Source organism: Enterobacter cloacae complex sp. 342H5 (genome assembly GCF_050030905.1).
GTDB lineage: Bacteria > Pseudomonadota > Gammaproteobacteria > Enterobacterales > Enterobacteriaceae > Enterobacter > Enterobacter intestinihominis.
On sequence record NZ_JBLGVB010000001.1, the window covers coordinates 831,104 to 854,314 of the forward strand.

General features: G+C 53.5%; 21 protein-coding genes. 14 read left to right on the forward strand and 7 right to left on the reverse strand.

All coding sequences use genetic code 11. The annotated features are described in order from the left end of the window. Positions 1-58 precede the first annotated feature (58 nt). Positions 59-403 (forward strand): iron-sulfur cluster insertion protein ErpA, encoded by a 345-nt coding sequence (gene erpA, locus ACQG03_RS03985; protein WP_003856230.1) that lies wholly within the window; start codon positions 59-61, stop codon positions 401-403. A gap of 57 nt (positions 404-460) precedes the next feature. Here erpA and ACQG03_RS03990 read toward each other — a convergent pair whose 3' ends face one another. Genes ACQG03_RS03990 through mtnN form a run of 3 tightly spaced genes read right to left on the reverse strand, consistent with a single transcriptional unit; the run spans position 461 to position 2,608 of the window. Further along, a complete protein-coding gene (locus ACQG03_RS03990; RefSeq protein WP_003856227.1) occupies positions 461-1,084 on the reverse strand; it encodes a TRIC cation channel family protein in 624 nt (207 codons plus the stop codon). Positions 1,085-1,107: 23 nt separating this feature from the next. Further along, positions 1,108-1,917: a vitamin B12 ABC transporter substrate-binding protein BtuF gene (gene btuF, locus ACQG03_RS03995; protein WP_022647099.1), complete on the reverse strand. Its 810-nt coding sequence runs from the start codon at positions 1,915-1,917 to the stop codon at positions 1,108-1,110. Continuing rightward, positions 1,910-2,608 (reverse strand): 5'-methylthioadenosine/S-adenosylhomocysteine nucleosidase, encoded by a 699-nt coding sequence (gene mtnN, locus ACQG03_RS04000; protein ID WP_003856223.1) that lies wholly within the window; start codon positions 2,606-2,608, stop codon positions 1,910-1,912. Before mtnN ends, btuF begins: the two co-directional genes overlap by 8 nt. Positions 2,609-2,690: 82 nt before the next feature. On the opposite strand from mtnN, the gene dgt reads away from it, so the two are divergent. The 3 genes from dgt to ACQG03_RS04015 all read left to right on the forward strand — a co-directional run bounded on the left by dgt (position 2,691) and on the right by ACQG03_RS04015 (position 7,075). After that, positions 2,691-4,205 (forward strand): dGTPase, encoded by a 1,515-nt coding sequence (gene dgt / locus ACQG03_RS04005; protein ID WP_023299363.1) that lies wholly within the window; start codon positions 2,691-2,693, stop codon positions 4,203-4,205. A gap of 132 nt (positions 4,206-4,337) precedes the next feature. Continuing rightward, positions 4,338-5,771 carry a serine endoprotease DegP gene (degP, locus tag ACQG03_RS04010; protein WP_426726079.1) on the forward strand — a complete coding sequence of 478 codons (1,434 nt, stop codon included), beginning with the start codon at positions 4,338-4,340 and terminating at the stop codon, positions 5,769-5,771. A gap of 146 nt (positions 5,772-5,917) precedes the next feature. Next, complete coding sequence (locus ACQG03_RS04015) at positions 5,918-7,075, forward strand: CdaR family transcriptional regulator (RefSeq protein ID WP_003856217.1); 1,158 nt, start codon at positions 5,918-5,920, stop codon at positions 7,073-7,075. Positions 7,076-7,164: 89 nt separating this feature from the next. On the opposite strand, the gene ACQG03_RS04020 is transcribed toward ACQG03_RS04015, so the two are convergent. The 4 genes from ACQG03_RS04020 to map form a co-directional block, all read right to left on the reverse strand. After that, positions 7,165-7,554, reverse strand: a complete 390-nt coding sequence (locus tag ACQG03_RS04020) for a DUF3461 family protein (protein ID WP_022647102.1) — start codon at positions 7,552-7,554, stop codon at positions 7,165-7,167. 111 nt (positions 7,555-7,665) lie between these two features. After that, positions 7,666-8,490 (reverse strand): 2,3,4,5-tetrahydropyridine-2,6-dicarboxylate N-succinyltransferase, encoded by an 825-nt coding sequence (dapD, locus tag ACQG03_RS04025; protein ID WP_003856214.1) that lies wholly within the window; start codon positions 8,488-8,490, stop codon positions 7,666-7,668. 32 nt (positions 8,491-8,522) lie between these two features. Then, entirely contained in the window at positions 8,523-11,198 is a 2,676-nt protein-coding gene (gene glnD / locus ACQG03_RS04030) for a bifunctional uridylyltransferase/uridylyl-removing protein GlnD (protein WP_032676702.1), read from the reverse strand. A gap of 62 nt (positions 11,199-11,260) precedes the next feature. Next, on the reverse strand, positions 11,261-12,055 hold the full coding sequence (map, locus tag ACQG03_RS04035) for a type I methionyl aminopeptidase (protein ID WP_022647104.1): 795 nt from the start codon (positions 12,053-12,055) through the stop codon (positions 11,261-11,263). 321 nt (positions 12,056-12,376) lie between these two features. Here map and rpsB point away from each other — a divergent pair, with 321 nt between their 5' ends. From rpsB to skp, 10 genes are all read left to right on the forward strand, one after another. Beyond that, positions 12,377-13,102 carry a 30S ribosomal protein S2 gene (rpsB, locus tag ACQG03_RS04040; protein ID WP_022647105.1) on the forward strand — a complete coding sequence of 242 codons (726 nt, stop codon included), beginning with the start codon at positions 12,377-12,379 and terminating at the stop codon, positions 13,100-13,102. Between the two features lie 117 nt (positions 13,103-13,219). Beyond that, entirely contained in the window at positions 13,220-14,071 is an 852-nt protein-coding gene (gene tsf / locus ACQG03_RS04045; RefSeq protein WP_015572722.1) for a translation elongation factor Ts, read from the forward strand. A gap of 149 nt (positions 14,072-14,220) precedes the next feature. Next, the gene (pyrH, locus tag ACQG03_RS04050; protein WP_008501910.1) at positions 14,221-14,946 is read left to right on the forward strand and encodes a UMP kinase; all 726 of its coding nucleotides are present in this window, start codon (positions 14,221-14,223) and stop codon (positions 14,944-14,946) included. 167 nt (positions 14,947-15,113) lie between these two features. Further along, the gene (frr, locus tag ACQG03_RS04055; protein ID WP_003856180.1) at positions 15,114-15,671 is read left to right on the forward strand and encodes a ribosome recycling factor; all 558 of its coding nucleotides are present in this window, start codon (positions 15,114-15,116) and stop codon (positions 15,669-15,671) included. A 92-nt stretch (positions 15,672-15,763) separates the two neighbouring features. Continuing rightward, positions 15,764-16,963, forward strand: coding sequence for a 1-deoxy-D-xylulose-5-phosphate reductoisomerase (gene ispC / locus ACQG03_RS04060; RefSeq protein WP_023299367.1), 1,200 nt, complete (start codon positions 15,764-15,766; stop codon positions 16,961-16,963). A 185-nt stretch (positions 16,964-17,148) separates the two neighbouring features. After that, complete coding sequence (ispU, locus tag ACQG03_RS04065; RefSeq protein WP_003856176.1) at positions 17,149-17,907, forward strand: (2E,6E)-farnesyl-diphosphate-specific ditrans,polycis-undecaprenyl-diphosphate synthase; 759 nt, start codon at positions 17,149-17,151, stop codon at positions 17,905-17,907. 12 nt (positions 17,908-17,919) lie between these two features. Then, complete coding sequence (gene cdsA, locus ACQG03_RS04070) at positions 17,920-18,777, forward strand: phosphatidate cytidylyltransferase (protein ID WP_063163119.1); 858 nt, start codon at positions 17,920-17,922, stop codon at positions 18,775-18,777. Positions 18,778-18,788: 11 nt separating this feature from the next. Next, positions 18,789-20,141: a sigma E protease regulator RseP gene (rseP, locus tag ACQG03_RS04075; protein ID WP_022647108.1), complete on the forward strand. Its 1,353-nt coding sequence runs from the start codon at positions 18,789-18,791 to the stop codon at positions 20,139-20,141. Positions 20,142-20,172: 31 nt separating this feature from the next. Further along, positions 20,173-22,590, forward strand: a complete 2,418-nt coding sequence (bamA, locus tag ACQG03_RS04080) for an outer membrane protein assembly factor BamA (protein ID WP_022647109.1) — start codon at positions 20,173-20,175, stop codon at positions 22,588-22,590. A 123-nt stretch (positions 22,591-22,713) separates the two neighbouring features. Next, positions 22,714-23,208: a molecular chaperone Skp gene (skp, locus tag ACQG03_RS04085; RefSeq protein ID WP_006810039.1), complete on the forward strand. Its 495-nt coding sequence runs from the start codon at positions 22,714-22,716 to the stop codon at positions 23,206-23,208. The last annotated feature ends 3 nt before the right edge of the window (positions 23,209-23,211 follow it).

Sequence of the window (23,211 nt, forward strand, 5' to 3'; positions counted from 1 at the left end):
CAAAAAGAATTGGGTGATTTTTACCCAATAGCAGTCGCAGTATTCATGGGAGCATAAGATGAGTGATGACGTAGCGTTGCCGCTGGAATTTACCGAAGCAGCAGCGAAAAAAGTGAAAACCCTGATTGCCGACGAGGACAATCCGGATCTGAAACTGCGTGTTTATATTACCGGCGGCGGCTGTAGTGGCTTCCAGTATGGTTTTACCTTTGACGACCAGGTTAACGATGGTGATATGACTATCGAGAAACAGGGCGTCGCGCTGGTGGTTGATCCGATGAGCCTGCAATATCTAGTGGGCGGTTCAGTGGACTACACTGAAGGTCTGGAAGGTTCGCGCTTTGTGGTGACTAACCCGAATGCGACCAGCACCTGCGGGTGTGGTTCTTCATTCAGTATTTAACCTGAATGCAAATTGTAGGCCCGGTAAGCGAAGCGCCACCGGGCTTATAAACGACACCTATCTTGAATTTTCATCCAGTGCAAACGTCGGCAGCTTCAGGTGCCAGCGTATCGCCGCTAAACGGATCACCAGCGTTACCACCATCCCCAGCATCGCCGCGTTTTCCAGCGGGACAGCAAAGGTATAATACGCCGTGGCGTGAACAATCCCCCCGATGATACAGGCCGTCGCGTAGATTTCCGTTCGCAGGATCATCGGGACTTCTCGCGCCAGAATGTCGCGAATAATCCCTCCGCCCACGCCGGTCAACACGCCCATACAGATCGCCACCAGCGGGCCAGTCCCGGCAATAAAGGCTTTATTCACGCCTATTCCCACAAAGACCGCCAGACCGACGGCATCCAGCACTGGCAATATCCATTTTGGTAGTCTGCGAGGCTGACGAACCAGCACGATGGTTAACAGGCAGGTGACCATCGCCACCACCAGATCCGTTGGATCTTTTACCCAGAATACCGGGCCGTTTGCCAGCGCCATATCGCGAATCGTTCCGCCGCCTACCGCCGTAACGACGCCGAGCACCAGTACGCCAAAAGGATCCATGCGTAGTTTTCCGGCAAGCAAAACGCCGGAGATAGCAAAAACGGCTGTGCCAAGAATATCCAGCCAATACACGAGCATCGTTAAATCCTCGAATAGGGTATTTATCTGTTTGAGTGACTCTCTGCCAGTTCGGCGCAGAGTTGTTTTGCGGCGAGGATAATACGCGGGCTGGCGCGTTCAAACCAGTCGCTGTTGAGTGCGATGACCGGAATTTTAAGCTGCCGATGCCAGAATTGTTCTATTTTAGGAATCTCGCTCGCATTTCCGACCACCACAATGGCCTGCGGTTGTCGCGCCAGAACCTGCTCACGACTGACCTGCGGCCAGGGGACCCGGCTTTCGGCAAAGATATTTTCACCTCCACAGATCTCAAGCACCTGGTTCTGGATCGAACCTTTCCCGGTAGTGAACAGCGGCTGGCTGCCAAATTGCAGAAAAACGCGTTGTTTCGGTTGCGTGCCGTATCGGGTTTTTAGCGCAGCATAGTCGTTGAGCATCTGCTGTGCAGCGTGCTCGGCGCGTTGGGGGGTAGGGCTGAAGGGCGCGAGGTCCCGGAGGGTTTGCGCCACCTGTTCGATGCTCACCGCATCTACCCATTTTACCGTTATTCCCAGCGAAGAGAGCTGGTTCACCTGTCGTTCGGCATTACCACCGCGCCAGGCAAGAACCAGATCGGGCTTCAGCGCCACGATGCGTTCCAGGTTCATTCCCTGCCAGGTGGCAACCTGTTCGATTTGGGCGGCCTGCGGTGGATAATCGGAAAAGCTGCTCACCGCAACGGGCGTAATCCCGGCGGCAAACGCCAGTTCCGTATTGGCAGGGGAGAGTGTGATCACCCGCGGCGCGGCGATGAGCCAGGCCGGGGCGAGCAGAAGCAGGGCGACCAGCGCCCTGAATGACACCTTACCCACGCGCCAGTTTCTGCACCAGGGTTTCCACCATCACGGTGGACTGTTTGGCCGCAACGGCCAGGAACTCGTCGAAGCTGATGTGGGACTGCTGGTCCGCCACGTCAGAGATCGCGCGAACGACCACGAACGGCACGCTGAAGTTATGGCACACGTGCGCAATGGCCGTGGCTTCCATCTCAACGGCCACAGCCTGCGGGAAGTTATGACGGATTTTCGCCAGACCAACAGAGCCGTTGATAAAGGCATCGCCGCTGACGATCAGGCCACGCACCGCATTGAGGTTCAGCTCGTTAATGCAGCTTTCAGCGGCGGCAATCAGCTTATCATCCGCTTTAAACCCGGCCGGGCAGCCCGGAAGCTGACCATATTCGTAGCCGAATGCGGTGACATCTGCATCGTGGTAACGCGCTTCGTCGGAAACCACGATATCGCCTACTTTCAGCGTCGGCGCCAGACCGCCCGCCGAACCTGTATTAATGATAACGTCAGGCTTGCAGCGCTCAAGCAGCAGGGTCGCGCCCAGTGCCGCTGCAACTTTACCGATGCCTGATTTCAGCAGAGCCACGTCAACGCCGTTCAGCTGGCCGGTGTAGATCTCACAGCCACCAAGGGAGAGGGTCTGACGGTTCTCAATTTTGTCACGCAGTAGCGTAACTTCTTCTTCCATTGCACCAATAATGCCGATTTTCATAGATTTACTCGCGATGTGCCTTGTTAAGATGCATAGTCTATCATGCGGTTAAGGGGAAACGCATTCTCACGCGGGGGAGCACATGGCACCAATCGATTTTCGCACCAAAATTAACTGGCACCGACGTTTCCGTTCGCCACAGGGCGATAAGAGCGAACATGAGATCCTGCGCATTTTTGAAAGCGATCGCGGACGCATCATCAATTCGCCCGCCATCCGCCGGTTACAGCAAAAAACCCAGGTGTTCCCGCTGGAGCGTAACGCCGCGGTGCGTACGCGGTTAACGCACTCCATGGAAGTGCAGCAGGTGGGGCGCTACATTGCAAAAGAGATCCTCAGCCGTCTTAAAGAGCAACGTCTGCTGGAAACCTACGGGCTGGATGAACTGACCGGGCCGTTCGAAAGCATCGTTGAGATGGCCTGCCTGATGCACGATATCGGCAATCCTCCCTTTGGTCATTTCGGCGAGGCCGCCATCAATGACTGGTTTAAACAGCGGCTTTTTCCCTCTGACGCCATAAGCCAGCCGCTCAGCGATGACCGCTGTGTGGTACGCGATTTACGCCTGCGTGAGGGCGAAGATAGCCTGAACGATCTGCGTCGCAAGGTGCGTCAGGATCTGTGTCATTTCGAAGGTAACGCGCAGGGGATCCGTCTGGTGCACTCCCTGATGCGCATGAATCTGACCTGGGCGCAGGTGGGCTGTATTCTCAAATACACGCGTCCCGCGTGGTGGATGGGGGAAACGCCTGCCACCCATAGCTACCTGATGAAAAAACCGGGCTATTACCTGTCGGAAGAAGCGTACATTGAACGGTTGCGTAAAGAACTTTCGCTAACGCCGAATGGCCGTTTTCCATTGACGTGGATTATGGAAGCGGCTGATGACATTTCTTATTGCGTGGCCGATCTGGAAGACGCAGTGGAAAAAAGAATATTCAGCGTCGAGGAGCTGTATCAGCATCTTCACGATGCCTGGGGAGAGCATGAAAAAGGTTCTCTGTTTGCACAGGTCGTCGAGAATGCCTGGGATAAATCGCGTTCAAATTCGCTGAGCCGCAGTACCGAAGATCAGTTCTTTATGTATTTGAGGGTCAATACGCTGAATAAACTGGTGCCGTATGCGGCCGCCCGTTTCATTGATAATTTGCCGATGATATTTAGCGGGGAATTTAATCACGCCCTGCTGGAAGATGAGAGCAGTTTTAGTCAGCTGCTTGAATTATATAAAAACGTGGCTGTTCGCCATGTTTTCAGCCACCCGGATGTCGAACAGCTGGAGCTGCAAGGATACCGGGTTATCAGCGGGTTGCTGGAAATTTATGGCCCGCTGCTCCAGCTGACGGTCGATGAGTTTTGCGAGCTGGTCGAAAATGAACGTGTTCGCCGCCTGCCGATTGAATCTCGTCTCTATCAGAAGCTTTCAACCCGTCACCGGCTGGCATACATTGAGGCCGTCAGTAAAATAGATCGTCATTCTTCCCAATGGCCAGTCATGGAATATTATTATCGCTGTCGTCTTATCCAGGACTATATCAGCGGGATGACAGATTTGTATGCCTGGGATGAATACCGCAAGCTTATGGCCGTTGAATAAGCCATGAGTTTTGTAAAGACGACCAATAAATTTTTACTTTTTCCATAAACTTAATCCCGGAACTAAGCGGTATAAAACGAATCTGAGTTACACAGCAATTTTGCGTTATCTGGTAAATCGAGATTGAGAAACATGAAAAAAACCACATTAGCAAAGAGTGCACTGGCTCTGAGTTTAGGTTTAGCGTTGTCCCCTCTGGCGACGGCGGCCGAGACAGCTTCCTCGGCAGCGACTGCACAGCAGATGCCAAGCCTGGCCCCGATGCTCGAAAAAGTGATGCCATCGGTGGTGAGTATTAACGTTGAGGGCAGCACAACCGTCAATACGCCGCGTATGCCGCGTAATTTCCAGCAGTTCTTCGGTGACAATTCGCCATTCTGCCAGGACGGTTCGCCATTCCAGAGCTCCCCGTTCTGTCAGGGCGGCGGCGCAGGGGATGACGGTCAGGGCGGCGGCCAGCAGCAGAAATTCATGGCACTCGGCTCGGGCGTTATTATTGATGCAGCGAAAGGCTACGTGGTGACCAATAACCACGTGGTAGATAATGCTAACACCATTAAGGTTCAGATGAGCGATGGCCGTAAATTCGATGCCAAAGTGGTCGGTAAAGACCCGCGCTCCGATATCGCGCTGATTCAAATTCAGGATCCGAAGAACCTGACGGCGATTAAGCTTGCCGACTCTGACGCGCTGCGCGTGGGTGACTACACTGTCGCCATCGGTAACCCGTTTGGTCTGGGCGAAACCGTGACCTCGGGTATCGTCTCCGCGCTGGGACGTAGCGGCCTGAATGCGGAAAACTATGAAAACTTCATCCAGACGGATGCGGCCATTAACCGCGGTAACTCCGGCGGTGCGCTGGTTAACCTGAACGGTGAACTGATCGGTATCAACACCGCTATCCTGGCACCGGACGGTGGCAACATCGGTATCGGCTTTGCTATCCCGAGCAACATGGTGAAAAACCTGACTGCGCAGATGGTGCAATATGGACAGGTGAAACGTGGTGAGCTGGGTATCATGGGGACCGAGCTGAACTCTGAGCTGGCGAAAGCGATGAAAGTGGACGCTCAGCGCGGCGCATTCGTAAGCCAGGTCATGCCGAACTCTTCAGCGGCGAAAGCCGGCATTAAAGCGGGTGACGTGATCACCTCTCTGAACGGTAAACCGATCAGCAGCTTTGCCGCCCTGCGTGCGGAAGTGGGTTCTATGCCAATCGGCAGTAAAGTGACCCTCGGCCTGCTGCGTGAAGGTAAGCCAGTTAACGTGAGCCTGGAACTGCAACAGAGCAGTCAGAATCAGGTGGATTCCAGCACCATCTTCAGCGGTATTGAAGGTGCTGAGATGAGCAACAAAGGGGCAGATAAAGGCGTGGTGGTGAACAACGTGAAAGCGAACTCACCTGCTGCCCGTATCGGCCTGAAAAAAGGTGATGTGATCATGGGCGCTAACCAGCAGCCGGTGAAAAACATCGCTGAACTGCGCAAAATTCTCGACAGCAAGCCGTCCGTGCTGGCACTGAATATTCAGCGTGGTGATACCTCTATTTATCTCCTGATGCAGTAATCTTCTTAAGTCCCTGTTCGCAGGGGCTTTCTCTTTTCTGTGACCTTTCCCACAACTCCATACATCTCTCTCTGCCTTTGGGCATCTGCACAATGCAGCCTTAGCTGAACTTCCCTATGCTTGAGCTCTGCTCACGGGAGGGTTATATGGCTGGCTGGCATCTTGATACCAAAATGGCGCAGGATATCGTGGCGCGCACCATGCGAATCATCGATACCAATATCAACGTAATGGACGCCCGAGGGCGCATTATCGGCAGCGGCGATCGTGAGCGTATTGGTGAATTGCACGAAGGGGCGTTGCTGGTGCTCTCTCAGGGGCGCGTGGTCGACATTGATGACGCCGTGGCGAAACATCTGCACGGGGTCCGTCAGGGGATCAACCTGCCGCTGCGTCTGGAAGGAGAGATTGTTGGCGTTATCGGTCTGACCGGCGATCCTGAATCGCTGCGTAAATACGGCGAGCTGGTCTGCATGACGGCGGAGATGATGCTGGAGCAGTCGCGTCTGATGCACCTGCTCGCCCAGGACAGCCGCCTGCGTGAAGAGCTGGTGATGAATTTGATCCAGGCGGAGGAGCACACGCCTGCCCTGAGCGAGTGGGCGCAGCGTCTGGGTATCGACCTGAATCAGCCGCGCGTGGTCGCCGTTATTGAGGTGGATAGCGGCCAGCTTGGCGTGGACAGCGCCATGGTGGAGCTACAGCAGCTGCAAAATATGCTGGCGACGCCGGAGCGTAACAACCTGGTGGCAATCGTCTCTTTGACGGAAATGGTGGTGCTCAAGCCTGCGCTTAATCAGTTTGGTCGCTGGGACGCGGAAGATCATCGTCGCCGCGTTGAGCTGCTCATCGAGCGCATGAAGGAGAACGGACAGCTCCGTTTTCGCGTCGCGCTGGGAAATTACTTTACCGGGCCGGGAAGTATCGCCCGTTCATGGCGAACGGCGCGCACCACCATGATGGTGGGTAAACAGCGCATGCCGGAGAGCCGCAGTTATTTCTATCAGGATCTGATGCTGCCGGTCCTGCTCGACAGTTTGCGCGGTGGCTGGCAGGCCAACGAGCTGGCGCGCCCGCTTGTGCGTCTGAAAGCGATGGACAACAACGGGCTGCTGCGCCGCACGTTGCAGGCGTGGTTCCGGCATAACGTGCAGCCGCTGGCAACGTCAAAAGCGCTGTTTATTCACCGTAATACGCTGGAGTATAGGCTAAACCGGATCTCGGAACTGACGGGGCTGGATTTAGGGAATTTTGACGACCGGCTACTGCTGTATGTGGCGTTGCAGCTGGATGAACAAAGATGATGCTTTTTGCCGGCTGGCGGCTTCGCCTTACCCGGCCTACATGCGTTCGTAGGCCCGGTAAGCGAAGCGCCACCGGGCAATAAAACGGCTCATTTGTTACGCGTCAATTTCTCAAGATCAGCTTCAATTTCGCTGATCTTATGGGTAACAACACTTTCCAGGTGACGCAGGTCGTCAAGGATCTTACGTTTCAGATCGACTTCGCTGCGATCGCGCTGGCAGATTTGATCGAGTTCGTCGATAACGTAGCGCAGGTTAGGGCTGATTTCCTGTACTTCTTTATATCCCTGACCGATACCGTCAGCGACAACGGTCTTACGCTGGCGTGGGTATTTAAATTTCACGCTTTTGGCGAAGAACTCTCCTTTGTCCTTGTGAAAATAGATTTTCAAAATATCGTTATTGGCTTCCTGGCGGAGACTATAACGATCAATTTCATCAGGATTGGTAATGCCCAGACTTTTCAGATTATCGTACATAGCGGTACCCTTGATCTCAACATAACCTATGAATAATTAACGAAAAAATCTATTTTCGCCACCTTCGGATATAAAAAAAGCGGGGTTGCCCCCGCTTTTTGTTATACCCGATTAATCGATGGTGCGCAGCAGTTCATTGATGCCCACTTTACCGCGCGTTTTCGCATCCACTTTTTTCACGATGACCGCGCAGTACAGGCTGTATTTGCCATCTTTAGACGGCAGATTGCCGGAAACCACAACGGAACCGGCTGGAACGCGGCCGTAGTGAATTTCACCGGTTTCGCGATCGTAAATACGGGTGCTCTGGCCAATGTACACGCCCATGGAGATCACAGAACCTTCTTCGACGATCACGCCTTCAACCACTTCGGAACGTGCGCCGATGAAGCAGTTGTCTTCGATGATGGTTGGGTTAGCCTGAAGTGGCTCCAGAACGCCACCAATGCCGACGCCGCCGGACAGGTGAACATTTTTACCGATCTGCGCGCAGGAGCCGACGGTAGCCCAGGTGTCCACCATGGTGCCTTCGTCAACGTAGGCGCCGATGTTCACGTAGGATGGCATCAGCACGGTGTTGCGTGCGATGAATGCCCCCTGACGAACGGCTGCCGGTGGTACTACGCGGAAGCCCTCTTTCTGGAAGCGCGCTTCGTCGTAATCCGCAAATTTCATTGGCACTTTATCGAAGTAGCGGCTTTCTGCTCCGTCGATAACCTGGTTATCGTTGATACGGAAAGAGAGCAGCACAGCTTTCTTCAGCCATTGATGAGTAACCCACTGACCGTCGATTTTTTCTGCCACGCGCAGCGCGCCGGAATCCAGCAGGGAAATAACCTGGTTTACCGCTTCACGGGTCACGGTATCCACATTTGCCGGAGTGATGTCGGCGCGACGCTCAAAAGCGGACTCAATAACGTTCTGTAACTGCTGCATTGTTTACTCTTTCCATTTCACTAAAAAACACGTCACCCTTTATCGTTTGGATTGAGGGCTGCTGTCAACCGTTGTTGCACTTCAAGTTGCAGGTCATTATTAAGGGCACGCCGGTCGGCCGTCGCGATTATAAATAAATCTTCTACTCGTTCGCCAATGGTTGTAATTCGGGCGCCGTGAAGCGAAATTCCCAGATCGGCAAAAACCTGGCCGACGCGGGCGAGCAGCCCTGGCTGGTCGAGCGCAATCAGCTCAAGGAACGATTTACGGTCGGTATGGGTCGGCAGGAAATTGACCTCGGTATCGACGGTAAAGTGGCGCAGTTTTGCTGGCTGACGTCGCGGCTGCGGAGGTTGCCAGCTGCGCTGCGTAATCGCCTGCTCGAGGCCAAAGCGTATCCCCTCATGCCTGTCCGACGACAGCGGGCTGCCGTCCGGCTCCAGTACAATAAAGGTGTCCATCGCCATGCCGTCGCGGGTGGTAAAAATCTGCGCGTCGTGAACGCTCAGGTTACGCCTGTCCAGTTCGGCGCAGACCGCCGCAAACAAATAAGGCCGGTCCGGGCTCCAGATAAAGATCTCCGTTCCGCCACGCGTGGCCTGCGGGCTGAGCAGAATCATTGGTTTCGTCAGGTCGTGCTTCAGCAGATGCCGGGCGTGCCATGCAAGCTGGTTTGGGCTGTGGCGCACAAAGTAGTTGGCGCGACAGCGCGCCCAAATCTGATGTAGTGCCTCTTCGTTAATGTTATCCATGCGCAACAGGGCAAGCGCCTGCAACTGGTGGTGGCGCACGCGCTCGCGCATATCCGGGGTGTTCTGCATCCCGCGACGCAGCTGTTTTTCGGTGGCGAAGTACAGTTCGCGCAGCAGGCTCTGCTTCCAGCTGTTCCACAGGGTTTCGTTGGTAGCGCAGATATCGGCTACCGTCAGGCAGACCAGGTAGCGCAGGCGGTTCTCCGTTTGCACTTCCTCGGCGAACTGCTTGATCACTTCCGGATCCTGAATATCACGACGCTGAGCGGTAACCGACATCAGCAGATGATGGCGAACCAGCCAGGCAATAAGCTGCGTCTCACGTGAGTTCAGGCCGTGCAGCTCGGCAAATTTCAGCACGTCCTGGGCACCGAGTACGGAGTGGTCGCCGCCGCGACCTTTGGCGATATCATGGAACAGGGCGGCGATCAGGATCAGTTCGGGGTGAGAGAGGCGCGGCCACAAATCAACGCACAGCGGATGGCGGGATCGCGTCTCTTCTCTGGCAAAACTTTCCAGCTTCAGCATGACGCGGATCGTGTGCTCATCCACCGTATAGGCGTGAAACAGGTCGAACTGCATCTGCCCGACAATATGCGACCACTGTGGCATATAGGCCCACAATACGCTGTGTCGGTGCATCGGCAGCAGACCGCGGCTGACGGCGCCCGGATGACGAAGCATGCTCAGGAATAGCGAGCGCGCCTCCGGGATGTAACACAGCGGCTGCTTCAGATGACGCCGCGCATGGCGTAAATGGCGAAGGGTGGTGGAGTAGATCCCGGTGATCGTGCTGTTGCGCACCATGGTATAGAACATTCGCAGGATCGCTTCCGGCTCGCGGATGAACAGCGTTTCGTCGCGAAGATCGATCAGCGTGCCGCGCAGCTGAAATTCGTCATCAATCGGACGCGGTTTTTCGTCTGCCGTCAGCGCGAGGATCGCCTCATCGAACAGCTGTAACAGCATCTGGTTCAGCTCAGAGACGCGGCGAGTGACGCGGAAGAAATCCTTCATCATTTGCTCGACCGGCTCGTTGCCCTCGCCCTGGTAATTCAGGCGCTGCGCCACGCTAAGCTGCCGGTCAAACAGCAGGCGGTTATCGTAGCGGGTGACCTCCAGGTGCAGCGCAAAACGGATGCGCCAGAGCAGATGCAGGCACTCGTTGAGTTCGTTACGTTCGGCTTCGGTCAGAAAACCAAAACCGACCATTTCGTCCAGCGAGGTGGCCCCAAAATGGCGACGGGCGACCCATTGCAGCGTGTGGATATCGCGCAGGCCACCGGGGCTGCTTTTAATATCCGGTTCGAGATTATAGCTGGTGCCGTGATAGCGCTGGTGGCGCTGGTTTTGTTCTTCGACTTTCGCGGCGAAGAATTTTTCTGAAGGCCAGAAGCCGTCGCTAAAGATGTGCTTTTGCAGTTCGAGGAACAGCGCCACGTCGCCAATCAGCAGGCGGGTTTCAATTAAATTGGTGGCGACGGTCAGGTCAGATAACCCTTCCAGCAGACACTCTTCCAGCGTGCGCACGCTGTGACCCACTTCCAGCTTCACGTCCCAGAGCAGGGTCAACAGCTCACCGATTTTCTGCGCCCGATCGTCCGGCAGTTTTTTACGGCTTAAGATTAGCAGGTCGATATCAGAGAGCGGATGCAGTTCACCCCGGCCATATCCGCCGACAGCAACCAGCGCGACGTCGCTCACCTGCCCGAAACCGTAGTCGATCCACAGACGTTGCAGGAGCTGGTCGATAAATTCGGTGCGCGCTTCAATGAGCTGTTCGGCTGAGACGCCTGCATCAAATGCGCTACCCAGCCAGCGATGGAAAACCGCCATATGGGATTTGATATGCGCGCAGGTCAGCTCATGCGGTGGCCAGACGCCCGGGTTGTCAGGCTGGTCGGGGAGGGTGGGAAGTGCTGTGTTAGCATACTGTTCGGGTAAGAGATTACTCATCGTGCGCCACCCATAAGAAAAAGCTATCGCCATTAAAAAAGCCGGCATTCGCCGGCTTCTTATCACTCAATGTTCGTCAGTATCGCCGGGATGGTGTCATCCTTGCGCAACGTCATAATTTCGCAGCCGTTGTCTGTAACCACAATAGTATGCTCGTACTGGGCAGACAAGCTTCTGTCTTTGGTTTTTACCGTCCAGCCATCTTTCATGGTACGGATGCGGTAATCGCCCGCGTTGACCATTGGCTCAATAGTAAAGGTCATGCCCTTTTGCAGCACTACGCCACCGTCGTCTGCATCATAGTGCAGAACTTGCGGTTCTTCATGGAACACACGACCAATACCGTGACCGCAATATTCACGCACCACGGAGAAACCTTCCGCTTCCACAAACTTCTGGATTGCGGCGCCGATGGTGCGCAGGCGGATGCCTGGCTTCACCATTTTCAGCGCCAGGTAGAGGCTGTCCTGGGTGACTTTACACAGGCGCTCGCCCAGAATCGTTGGCTTGCCAACGATGAACATCTTAGAGGTGTCACCGTGGTAGTCGTCTTTAATGACGGTCACGTCGATGTTGACGATGTCGCCATCTTTCAGCAGCTTCTCGTCATCCGGAATGCCGTGGCAAACCACTTCATTAATAGAGATGCAGACGGATTTTGGAAAACCGTGATAGCCAAGGCAGGCGGAGACCGCGTGCTGCTCGTTGACGATATAGTCGTTACAGATGCGATCCAGTTCGCCGGTGCTGACGCCCGGTTTCACAAACGGTTCGATCATTTCAAGCACGTCAGCGGCCAGACGACCGGCGACGCGCATCTTTTCAATTTCTTCAGGTGTCTTAATAGAGATAGCCATGTAATCTGTCCATCGGTGTCGATTTTTTCGACAATACTAGTGTAAGTGTTGTCAATGGTATCAGTCAGGCGCACCCCGTGCCAAATTGAGAATCATTAACAGCACACTCCGCCAACAATTATTGGTTTCTGGCCGTGTTTTGTGATATAAAGCGCGCCGGACTTCCGATCCATCTCAGATACACAGGCTGGACGGGAGCGACAAATCTCACTTTGTGTAACAACACACACGTATCGGCACATATTCCGGGGTGCCCTTCGGGGTCGGTAATATGGGATACGTGGAGGCATAACCCCAACTTTCAATATAGAGGTTTTAAACATGGCAACTGTTTCCATGCGCGACATGCTCAAGGCTGGTGTTCACTTCGGTCACCAGACCCGTTACTGGAACCCGAAAATGAAGCCTTTCATCTTCGGCGCACGTAACAAAGTTCACATCATCAACCTTGAGAAGACTGTACCAATGTTCAACGAAGCCCTGGCTGAGCTGAGCAAGATCTCTTCCCGTAAAGGTAAGATTCTGTTCGTTGGTACTAAGCGCGCTGCAAGCGAAGCTGTGAAAGATGCTGCTAACAGCTGCGACCAGTTCTTCGTGAACCATCGCTGGTTGGGCGGCATGCTGACCAACTGGAAAACTGTTCGTCAGTCCATCAAGCGCCTGAAAGATCTGGAAACCCAGTCTCAGGACGGTACTTTCGATAAGCTGACTAAGAAAGAAGCGCTGATGCGCACTCGTGAACTGGACAAGCTGGAAAACAGCCTGGGCGGTATCAAAGATATGGGCGGCCTGCCAGACGCGCTGTTCGTAATCGATGCAGACCACGAGCACATCGCAATCAAAGAAGCTAACAACCTGGGTATCCCGGTATTCGCTATCGTTGATACCAACTCCGATCCGGACGGTGTTGACTTCGTTATCCCGGGTAACGACGACGCAATCCGTGCTGTTAGCCTGTACCTGAGCGCTGTAGCTGCTACCGTTCGTGAAGGCCGTTCCCAGGATCTGGCTTCTCAGGCGGAAGAAAGCTTCGTAGAAGCTGAATAATAAGGTTTTACCCCTTATTAGTACCGTGTATGAATAGGGGCCCATTATCGGCCCCTTTTTTCAATTTATACTGTTTGGCTCCCGGCCGGGCAGTTCACATCTCCCGAGGATTTAAGAATGGCTGAAATTACCGCATCCCTGGTAAAAGAGCTGCGTGAGCGTACTGGCGCAGGCATGATGGATTGCAAAAAAGCGCTGACCGAAGCGAACGGCGACATCGAGCTGGCAATCGAAAACATGCGTAAATCCGGTGCGATCAAAGCAGCTAAGAAAGCAGGCAACGTTGCTGCTGACGGCGTGATCATCACCAAAATCGACGGCAACTACGGCATCATTCTGGAAGTTAACTGCCAGACTGACTTCGTTGCTAAAGATGCTGGTTTCCAGGCATTTGCTAACAAAGTTCTGGACGCAGCGGTTGCAGGCAAAATCACTGACGTTGAAGTGCTGAAAGCACAGTTCGAAGAAGAGCGTGTTGCGCTGGTTGCTAAAATCGGTGAGAACATCAACATCCGTCGCGTATCTTCCCTGGAAGGCGATGTTCTGGGCTCTTACCAGCACGGCGCGCGTATCGGTGTTCTGGTTGCGGCTAAAGGCGCTGACGAAGAGCTGGTTAAACAGCTGGCAATGCACATCGCTGCAAGCAAACCAGAATTCGTTAAGCCAGAAGACGTGTCTGCTGAAGTGGTAGAGAAAGAGTACCAGGTTCAGCTGGACATCGCGATGCAGTCTGGTAAGCCAAAAGAAATCGCAGAGAAAATGGTTGAAGGCCGCATGAAGAAATTCACCGGCGAAGTTTCTCTGACTGGCCAGCCTTTCGTAATGGATCCAAGCAAGTCTGTTGCTCAACTGCTGAAAGAGCACAACGCTGACGTGACTGGCTTCATCCGCTTCGAAGTGGGCGAAGGCATCGAGAAAGTTGAGACTGACTTCGCAGCAGAAGTTGCTGCCATGTCCAAGCAGTCTTAATGATTGAAAAGGAGCCGCCTGAGGGCGGCTTCTTTTTGTCACCCGTCTCACGAAATCAGACAGGCTCCAGTATCGCTGTGCTGATTAGCGACATATCATGTCGCCAGAATTAACCCCATCTTAATCGTTGACAGTCTCAGGAAAGAAACATGGCTACCAATGCAAAACCCGTGTACAAACGCATTCTGCTTAAGCTGAGTGGCGAAGCGCTGCAAGGATCGGAAGGCTTCGGTATTGACGCAAGCATCCTTGATCGCATGGCACAGGAAATCAAAGAACTGGTCGAACTGGGTATTCAGGTTGGCGTGGTCATTGGCGGTGGCAACCTTTTCCGTGGTGCTGGTCTGGCGAAAGCGGGGATGAACCGCGTAGTGGGCGACCACATGGGGATGCTGGCAACCGTGATGAATGGCCTGGCGATGCGTGATGCGCTTCATCGCGCCTATGTGAACGCTCGCCTGATGTCCGCTATTCCTTTGAATGGCGTATGCGATAACTACAGCTGGGCAGAGGCTATCAGCCTGCTGCGCAACAACCGCGTGGTGATCCTCTCCGCCGGTACGGGTAACCCGTTCTTTACCACCGATTCCGCAGCCTGCCTGCGCGGTATCGAAATCGAAGCCGATGTGGTGCTGAAAGCGACCAAAGTAGATGGCGTGTTTACTGCCGACCCGGCAAAAGATCCTTCCGCGACCATGTACGATCAGCTGAGCTACAGCGAAGTGCTGGATAAAGAGCTGAAAGTGATGGATCTTGCCGCCTTCACGCTGGCTCGCGACCATAAACTGCCGATCCGTGTTTTCAACATGAACAAGCCTGGCGCGCTGCGTCGCGTCGTGATGGGCGAAAAAGAAGGCACTTTGATCACGGAATAATTTCCGTCGGCGATAAATACAGGTAAGATTCCGCTTTACTTTGTAGTGGTATCTTACCTGGACGCGCCTTTGGCGCTGTCATGAATTAAACGCGACTATACTTAGCACACCTGTAGCGCTGTGCTGGCGGATAGTCTGCCTGAGACAAGTTTTCAAGGATTCGTATCGTGATTAACGACATCAGAAAAGATGCTGAAGTACGCATGGACAAATGCGTAGAAGCGTTCAAAAACCAAATCAGCAAAATCCGTACTGGCCGTGCTTCCCCAAGCCTGCTGGATGGCATCATCGTAGAATACTACGGTACGCCTACGCCACTGCGTCAGCTGGCGAGCGTGACGGTAGAAGATACCCGTACCCTGAAAATCAACGTGTTCGATCGCTCAATGAGCCCGGCCGTTGAAAAAGCGATCATGGCATCTGACCTGGGTCTGAACCCAAGCTCAGCGGGCGCGGATATTCGTGTTCCACTGCCTCCGCTGACGGAAGAGCGTCGTAAAGATCTGATCAAAGTCGTTCGCGGTGAAGCAGAGCAGGGTCGCGTTTCCGTGCGTAACGTGCGTCGCGATGCGAACGATAAAGTGAAAGCCCTGCTGAAAGAAAAAGAGATCAGCGAAGATGACGATCGTCGTTCTCAGGACGACATTCAGAAAATGACCGACGCGGCGATCAAGAAAATTGATGCGGCGCTGGCAGAAAAAGAAGCGGAACTGATGCAGTTCTGATTTTCGCTATACACTGATAAACGCCGTTCAGAAGGACATTGAGTCTTGCTGGCGGCGTTTTGCTTTTATCTGGTCTAACTTTTGGGCATCTCATGAAGCATCTCACTCTCCTCGGCTCGACCGGCTCTATCGGTTGCAGCACTCTCGACGTCGTACGTCATAATCCCGACAGCTACACCGTGACCGCACTTGTGGCCGGAAAAAACGTGCAGCGAATGGTCGAACAGTGCATGGAGTTTACCCCTCGTTTTGCGGTGATGGATGATGAAGAGAGCGCCCGCCAGGTGAAAGCGCTGTTGCAGGAGAAGGGCTGTCGTACCGAAGTGCTCAGCGGGCAACAGGCGGCTTGCGATATGGCCTCGCTTGATGAAGTTGATCAGGTAATGGCGGCAATCGTCGGGGCGGCGGGTCTTCTGCCGACGCTTGCCGCTATTGATGCGGGAAAAGATGTTCTGCTTGCAAATAAAGAGTCGCTGGTCACCTGCGGACGCCTTTTTATGGAGGCGGTAAAACAGCGTGGGGCGCGTCTTTTGCCGGTCGATAGCGAGCACAACGCGATTTTTCAGAGTTTACCCCAACCTTTTCAACAAAACCTGGGGTACGCTGACCTGGAGCAGAATGGCGTTGTGTCGATTCTGCTTACCGGGTCTGGTGGCCCGTTCCGTGAAACGCCACTGTCTGAATTGAGCGCAATGACGCCGGATCAGGCGTGTCGTCATCCGAATTGGTCAATGGGGCGTAAGATCTCCGTCGATTCGGCCACCATGATGAATAAAGGTCTGGAATACATTGAAGCTCGCTGGCTGTTCAATGCGTCGGCGAAACAGATGGAAGTGCTGATCCACCCGCAGTCGGTGATTCACTCGATGGTGCGCTATCAGGACGGCAGCGTGCTGGCCCAGTTGGGCGAGCCGGATATGCGTACGCCTATTGCTCATACGATGGCGTGGCCAAACCGCGTAAAATCGGGCGTTAAGCCTCTCGATTTTTGCAAGCTGAGTTCACTGACGTTTAGCGAGCCTGATTACGACCGTTATCCCTGCCTGAAACTGGCGATGACGGCCTTCGATCAGGGGCAGGCGGCGACAACGGCGCTTAATGCAGCCAATGAAGTGACCGTTGAAGCATTCCTGAATCAGCAGATCCGCTTTACTGATATCGCCGCGTTGAATTTATCCGTGCTGGAGATGATGGATTTGCGTGAGCCGCAGAGTGTGGAAGAGGTGCTGGCCGTGGATGAACAGGCACGTATTGTTGCGCGTAAACAGGTGACACGTCTCGCAAGCTGGTGATAAAGCAAGCACTAGTCGTCGTGCTATTTGTTAGCGTTGGGCTTCAGTGATATAGTCTGCGCCACCTGATCGCAGGTATTTGGCTTTAAGTGGTCAGGTAAGCCGTGGTATGACACGGCTTTTTTATGTATAGGCTTCAGTATTCCTGTGTACCGTTAAATCCTTTCAGGGACTAAAAACGCGTTATGTTGTCTGCGAATCAACCAATAAGCGAAAACTTGCCAGCACATGGCTGTCGCCATGTTGCAATCATCATGGATGGCAATGGCCGCTGGGCGAAAAGACAAGGGAAGATACGAGCCTTTGGGCATAAAGCCGGGGCGAAATCTGTTCGCCGCGCCGTTTCTTTTGCCGCCAATAACGGCATTGATGCGTTAACGCTCTATGCTTTTAGCAGTGAAAACTGGAATCGACCTGCGCAAGAAGTGACTGCGTTGATGGAACTGTTCGTGTGGGCGCTCGATAGTGAAGTAAAAAGCCTGCACCGCCACAACGTCCGCTTGCGTATTATTGGCGAAACCAGTCGTTTTAACTCACGTTTGCAGGAACGGATTCGCAAAGCTGAAGCGCTGACGGAAAATAATACCGGCCTGACGCTCAATATCGCGGCGAATTACGGCGGACGCTGGGATATTATCCAGGGGGTTCGGCATTTGGCTGAGCAGGTTCAGGAAGGGCTGTTAAGACCCGACCAGATTGATGAAGAGGCGCTGAGTCAGCAAATCTGCATGAATGAACTGGCTCCCGTGGATTTGGTTATAAGGACAGGGGGGGAGCATCGCATAAGTAACTTTTTGCTGTGGCAAATTGCCTACGCTGAACTTTACTTTACGGATGTTCTTTGGCCAGATTTTGATGAACAAGACTTTGAAGGTGCGCTGCATGCCTTTGCCAATCGAGAGCGTCGTTTCGGCGGCACCGAGCCTGGTGGCGATAACGCCTGATGGGGGTAGCTTTTGCTGAAGTATCGCCTGATTTCCGCTTTTGTATTAATACCCGTCGTTATCGCAGCGCTGTTTTTACTGCCTCCGGTGGGATTCGCTATTGTTACGTTGGTGGTGTGTATGCTCGCCGCGTGGGAATGGGGGCAGCTTAGCGGCTTTACCTCGCGTACTCAGCGGGTATGGCTGGCGGTACTCTGTGGTTTTTTACTGGCCCTGATGCAGTATACCTTGCCTGAATATCATCACGATGTTCACCAGCCGCTGGTTGCCGGATCCTTATGGATATCGCTGGCCTGGTGGATTGCTGCGCTTGTTTTAGTGCTTTTCTACCCGGGCTCTGCGGCGATCTGGCGTAACTCTAAAGTGTTGCGCCTTATTTTTGGTCTGCTCACGATTGTTCCGTTCTTCTGGGGTATGGTTGCGCTGCGCGCCTGGCACTATGACGAAAACCACTACAGCGGCGCAATATGGCTGCTTTATGTGATGATTCTCGTCTGGGGGGCTGACTCCGGAGCCTATATGTTTGGTAAACTGTTTGGCAAACATAAACTGGCGCCAAAGGTTTCTCCGGGCAAAACCTGGCAAGGTTTCATCGGCGGCCTGTTTACGGCAGCGATTATCTCCTGGGGCTATGGCGTCTGGGCGAATCTTGAGGTTGCCCCCTCCACGCTGCTGGTATGTTCGATTTTCGCGGCGCTGGCATCGGTACTGGGTGATTTAACCGAGAGCATGTTTAAGCGTGAAGCAGGGATTAAGGACAGTGGTCACCTGATTCCAGGACATGGCGGAATACTGGATCGCATTGACAGCCTTACCGCGGCTGTTCCCGTATTTGCTTGCCTGCTTTTACTGGTGTTTGGGACGATATAACGGAAGGTTTTATGCTGAGCATTCTCTGGAATCTGGCGGCGTTCATTGTTGCATTGGGTGTACTGATTACCGTGCATGAATTTGGCCATTTCTGGGTTGCCCGGCGCTGTGGTGTGCGGGTAGAGCGATTCTCGATTGGCTTTGGCAAATCGCTCTGGAAGCGCACCGATAAGCATGGCACCGAGTTTGTCATTGCTCTGATCCCCCTGGGCGGCTATGTCAAAATGCTCGACGAACGCGTTGAGCCTGTCGCCCCGGAACTTCGACATAGCGCGTTCAACAATAAAACTGTTGGCCAACGTGCTGCCATCATCGCTGCCGGACCGGTAGCCAATTTCATCTTCGCTATCTTCGCCTACTGGCTGGTGTTTATTATCGGCGTGCCTGGCGTACGCCCGGTTGTGGGTGAAATCACCACGGGTTCCATTGCGGCAACGGCGCAAATTACACCGGGAATGGAACTTAAAGCGATTGATGGTATCGAAACCCCTGATTGGGATGCCGTGAGGTTACAACTGGTTGCGAAAATCGGTGATGAGCAGACAACCGTCAGCGTATCGCCTTTCGGTTCCGACCAGCGGCAGGAAAAAGTGCTGGATTTACGCCACTGGCGCTTTGAGCCAGACAAAGAGGATCCAGTCGCTACATTGGGGATTCGCCCGCGCAGCGCGCAGATCGAGCCGGTGTTAGCCGAAGTACAGTCTAATTCGGCAGCGAGTAAAGCAGGTTTACAAGCGGGTGACAGGATCGTTAAAGTCGATGGTCAGCCATTAACACAATGGATGACCTTTGTTACTCTGGTGCGCGATAATCCAGGCAAGCCGCTCGCGCTGGAAGTGGAAAGGCAGGGGAGTTCGCTCTCACTGACCCTCACCCCGGATACTAAATCGGGCGGCGGTAAGGCGGAAGGGTTTGCCGGCGTTGTGCCGAAAGTGATCCCACTGCCAGATGAGTACAAGACAATACGCCAGTATGGGCCGTTTAGCGCCATCGTTGAGGCCACGGATAAAACATGGCAGCTGATGAAGCTTACGGTCAACATGTTGGGGAAATTGATAACCGGTGATGTGAAACTGAACAACCTCAGTGGGCCAATTTCGATTGCTCAGGGGGCTGGGATGTCAGCGGAGTTCGGGGTGATTTACTATCTCATGTTCCTTGCGCTGATTAGCGTGAACCTGGGGATAATCAACCTGTTCCCGCTTCCCGTATTAGATGGGGGCCATCTGCTGTTTTTAGCGATTGAAAAGCTAAAAGGCGGACCGGTATCCGAGCGAGTTCAAGACTTTAGTTATCGCATTGGCTCGATTTTGCTGGTGCTGTTAATGGGGCTTGCACTTTTCAATGATTTCTCTCGGTTGTAAGAGAGTTAGTTAGGAAGAACGCATAATAACGATGGCGATGAAAAAGTTGCTCATAGCGTCGCTGCTGTTTAGCAGCGCGACCGTATACGGTGCTGACGGGTTCGTAGTGAAAGATATTCATTTCGAAGGCCTTCAGCGTGTCGCCGTTGGTGCGGCCCTCCTCAGTATGCCTGTGCGCCCCGGCGATACGGTTAATGATGAAGATATCAGTAACACCATCCGTGCTCTGTTTGCCACTGGCAACTTTGAGGACGTCCGCGTCCTGCGCGATGGTGATACGCTGGTGGTTCAGGTAAAAGAACGTCCAACGATTGCCAGCATCACTTTCTCCGGCAACAAGTCGGTGAAAGATGACATGCTCAAGCAGAACCTTGAGGCATCGGGTGTTCGTGTGGGGGAATCTCTGGACCGCACAACCCTTGCAGACATTGAAAAAGGTCTGGAAGATTTCTATTACAGCGTCGGTAAATACAGCGCGAGCGTTAAAGCGGTTGTTACACCGCTGCCACGTAACCGTGTTGACCTGAAACTGGTCTTCCAGGAAGGTGTTTCTGCGAAGATCCAGCAGATCAACATCGTGGGTAACCACGCGTTCAGCACCGACGAATTGATCTCCAACTTCCAGCTGCGTGACGAAGTGCCGTGGTGGAACGTGGTAGGCGATCGTAAATACCAGAAACAGAAACTGGCGGGTGACCTTGAAACCCTGCGCAGCTACTATCTGGATCGCGGTTACGCCCGTTTCAACATCGATTCAACTCAGGTGAGTCTGACTCCGGACAAGAAAGGTATCTACATTACCGTTAACATCACAGAAGGCGATAAATACACGCTTTCAGGTGTTGAAGTCAGCGGCAACCTGGCAGGACATTCTGCTGAAATTGAATCTCTGACCAAAATCCAGCCGGGCGATCTGTATAGCGGATCTAAAGTCACCAAAATGGAAGACAGCATTAAGAAGCTGCTCGGCCGCTATGGTTATGCGTATCCGCGTGTGCAAACGCAGCCGGAAATTAACGACGCGGATAAGACTGTTAAGCTTCACGTTAACGTTGATGCGGGCAACCGTTTCTACGTGCGTAAAATCCGCTTCGAAGGTAACGATACCTCTAAAGACTCCGTTCTGCGCCGTGAAATGCGCCAGATGGAAGGGGCATGGCTGGGAAGCGATCTGGTCGACCAGGGTAAAGAGCGTCTGAACCGTCTGGGCTACTTCGAAACGGTCGATACCGATACTCAGCGTGTACCAGGTCGTCCGGATCAGGTGGATGTTGTTTATAAAGTTAAAGAACGTAATACCGGTAGTTTCAACTTCGGTATTGGTTACGGTACTGAAAGTGGCGTGAGCTTCCAGGTCGGCGTTCAGCAGGATAACTGGCTGGGTACGGGTTACTCTGTCGGTATCAACGGGACGAAAAACGACTACCAGACCTACTCTGAGTTCTCCGTTACCAACCCATACTTCACCGTGGACGGTGTAAGCCTGGGTGGTCGTATCTTCTATAACGACTTTAAAGCAGACGACGCGGACCTCTCCTCGTATACCAACAAGAGTTACGGTCTGGATGGTACGCTCGGCTTCCCGGTTAACGAATACAACACCCTGCGTGCAGGTTTAGGGTACGTGCATAACGACCTGTCTAACATGCAACCGCAGGTGGCGATGTGGCGTTACCTGGACTCCATCGGTCAGTCTGCAAGTACGTCCAGCGATGACAACGGTTTCGCCGCGGATGACTTCACCTTCAACTACGGTTGGACCTACAACCGTCTTGACCGTGGCTACTTCCCGACGGAAGGTTCACGCGTTAACCTGAACGGTAAGGTGACGATCCCGGGCTCGGATAACGAGTTCTACAAGGTCACGCTGGATACGGCGTCCTACTTCCCAATTGATGACGACCACAAGTGGGTCGTACTGGGTCGTACCCGCTGGGGCTATGGTGACGGTATCGGAAGCAAAGAGCTGCCGTTCTATGAGAACTTCTACGCCGGTGGTTCAAGCACCGTTCGTGGCTTCCAGTCCAATAACATTGGTCCGAAAGCGGTTTACTACGGCGGTAATGACGAAGATAACTGCGCAAGCCGCGATTCAAAACAAGTCTGTAGCTCTGATGATGCGGTAGGCGGTAACGCCATGGCCGTGGCGAGCCTCGAGTTCATCACGCCGACGCCGTTTATCAGTGATAAGTACGCGAACTCTGTCCGTACCTCCTTCTTTATGGATGCAGGTACGGTGTGGGATACCAACTGGGAGAATACCGCCCAGATGCGTGCAGCGGGCGTTCCGGACTACAGCGATCCGGGCAACATTCGCATGTCCGCAGGTATCGCATTACAATGGATGTCACCGCTGGGGCCGTTGGTCTTCTCCTACGCCCAGCCGTTCAAGAAATACGATGGAGACAAAGCGGAGCAGTTCCAGTTTAACATTGGTAAAACCTGGTAATAATCCGCTGCAATGGAATGCGTTGGCAGTGTAGCGCTGACAACCGGCGATCGGTAAAACGGTCGCCTTGCCACGCAAAGAACGGCACCCCTCGGGTGCCAATGGGATGGTAAGGAGTTAATTGTGAAAAAGTGGTTATTAGCTGCAGGTCTCGGTTTAGCGATGGCAACTTCTGCTCAGGCAGCGGACAAAATTGCAATCGTCAACATGGGTAATTTGTTCCAGCAGGTTGCACAGAAAACGGGCGTTTCTGCAACGCTGGAAAACGAATTCAAAGGCCGTGCGAGCGAACTGCAACGTATGGAAGGTGATCTTCAGTCCAAGATGCAGCGTTTACAGCGTGATGGTTCTACCATGAAAGCGAGCGAGCGCAGCAAACTGGAAAAAGACGTCATGTCTCAGCGCCAGACCTTCTCTCAGAAAGCGCAGGCTTTCGAGCAGGATCGTCAGCGTCGTTCTAACGAAGAGCGTGGCAAGCTGGTGACGCGTATTCAGTCTGCCGTTAAAGCAGTAGCAGCCGATCAGAGCATCGATCTGGTTGTTGATGCGAACGCCGTTGCATTCAACAGCAGCGATGTTAAAGACATCACCGCTGATGTTCTGAAACAGGTTAAATAAGTA

Excerpts from the sequence above, each read along its gene's own strand:
- dapD (WP_003856214.1), bottom strand. The coding sequence starts at position 8,490 with ATGCAGCAGTTACAGAACGTTATTGAGTCCGCTTTTGAGCGTCGCGCC.
- ispU (WP_003856176.1), top strand. The coding sequence starts at position 17,149 with ATGTTGTCTGCGAATCAACCAATAAGCGAAAACTTGCCAGCACATGGC.
- dgt (WP_023299363.1), top strand. The coding sequence starts at position 2,691 with ATGGCACCAATCGATTTTCGCACCAAAATTAACTGGCACCGACGTTTC.
- ispC (WP_023299367.1), top strand. The coding sequence starts at position 15,764 with ATGAAGCATCTCACTCTCCTCGGCTCGACCGGCTCTATCGGTTGCAGC.
- bamA (WP_022647109.1), top strand. The coding sequence starts at position 20,173 with ATGGCGATGAAAAAGTTGCTCATAGCGTCGCTGCTGTTTAGCAGCGCG.
- map (WP_022647104.1), bottom strand. The coding sequence starts at position 12,055 with ATGGCTATCTCTATTAAGACACCTGAAGAAATTGAAAAGATGCGCGTC.
- glnD (WP_032676702.1), bottom strand. The coding sequence starts at position 11,198 with ATGAGTAATCTCTTACCCGAACAGTATGCTAACACAGCACTTCCCACC.
- ACQG03_RS03990 (WP_003856227.1), bottom strand. The coding sequence starts at position 1,084 with ATGCTCGTGTATTGGCTGGATATTCTTGGCACAGCCGTTTTTGCTATC.
- erpA (WP_003856230.1), top strand. The coding sequence starts at position 59 with ATGAGTGATGACGTAGCGTTGCCGCTGGAATTTACCGAAGCAGCAGCG.
- pyrH (WP_008501910.1), top strand. The coding sequence starts at position 14,221 with ATGGCTACCAATGCAAAACCCGTGTACAAACGCATTCTGCTTAAGCTG.
- ACQG03_RS04020 (WP_022647102.1), bottom strand. The coding sequence starts at position 7,554 with ATGTACGATAATCTGAAAAGTCTGGGCATTACCAATCCTGATGAAATT.
- ACQG03_RS04015 (WP_003856217.1), top strand. The coding sequence starts at position 5,918 with ATGGCTGGCTGGCATCTTGATACCAAAATGGCGCAGGATATCGTGGCG.
- rseP (WP_022647108.1), top strand. The coding sequence starts at position 18,789 with ATGCTGAGCATTCTCTGGAATCTGGCGGCGTTCATTGTTGCATTGGGT.
- rpsB (WP_022647105.1), top strand. The coding sequence starts at position 12,377 with ATGGCAACTGTTTCCATGCGCGACATGCTCAAGGCTGGTGTTCACTTC.
- tsf (WP_015572722.1), top strand. The coding sequence starts at position 13,220 with ATGGCTGAAATTACCGCATCCCTGGTAAAAGAGCTGCGTGAGCGTACT.
- degP (WP_426726079.1), top strand. The coding sequence starts at position 4,338 with ATGAAAAAAACCACATTAGCAAAGAGTGCACTGGCTCTGAGTTTAGGT.
- mtnN (WP_003856223.1), bottom strand. The coding sequence starts at position 2,608 with ATGAAAATCGGCATTATTGGTGCAATGGAAGAAGAAGTTACGCTACTG.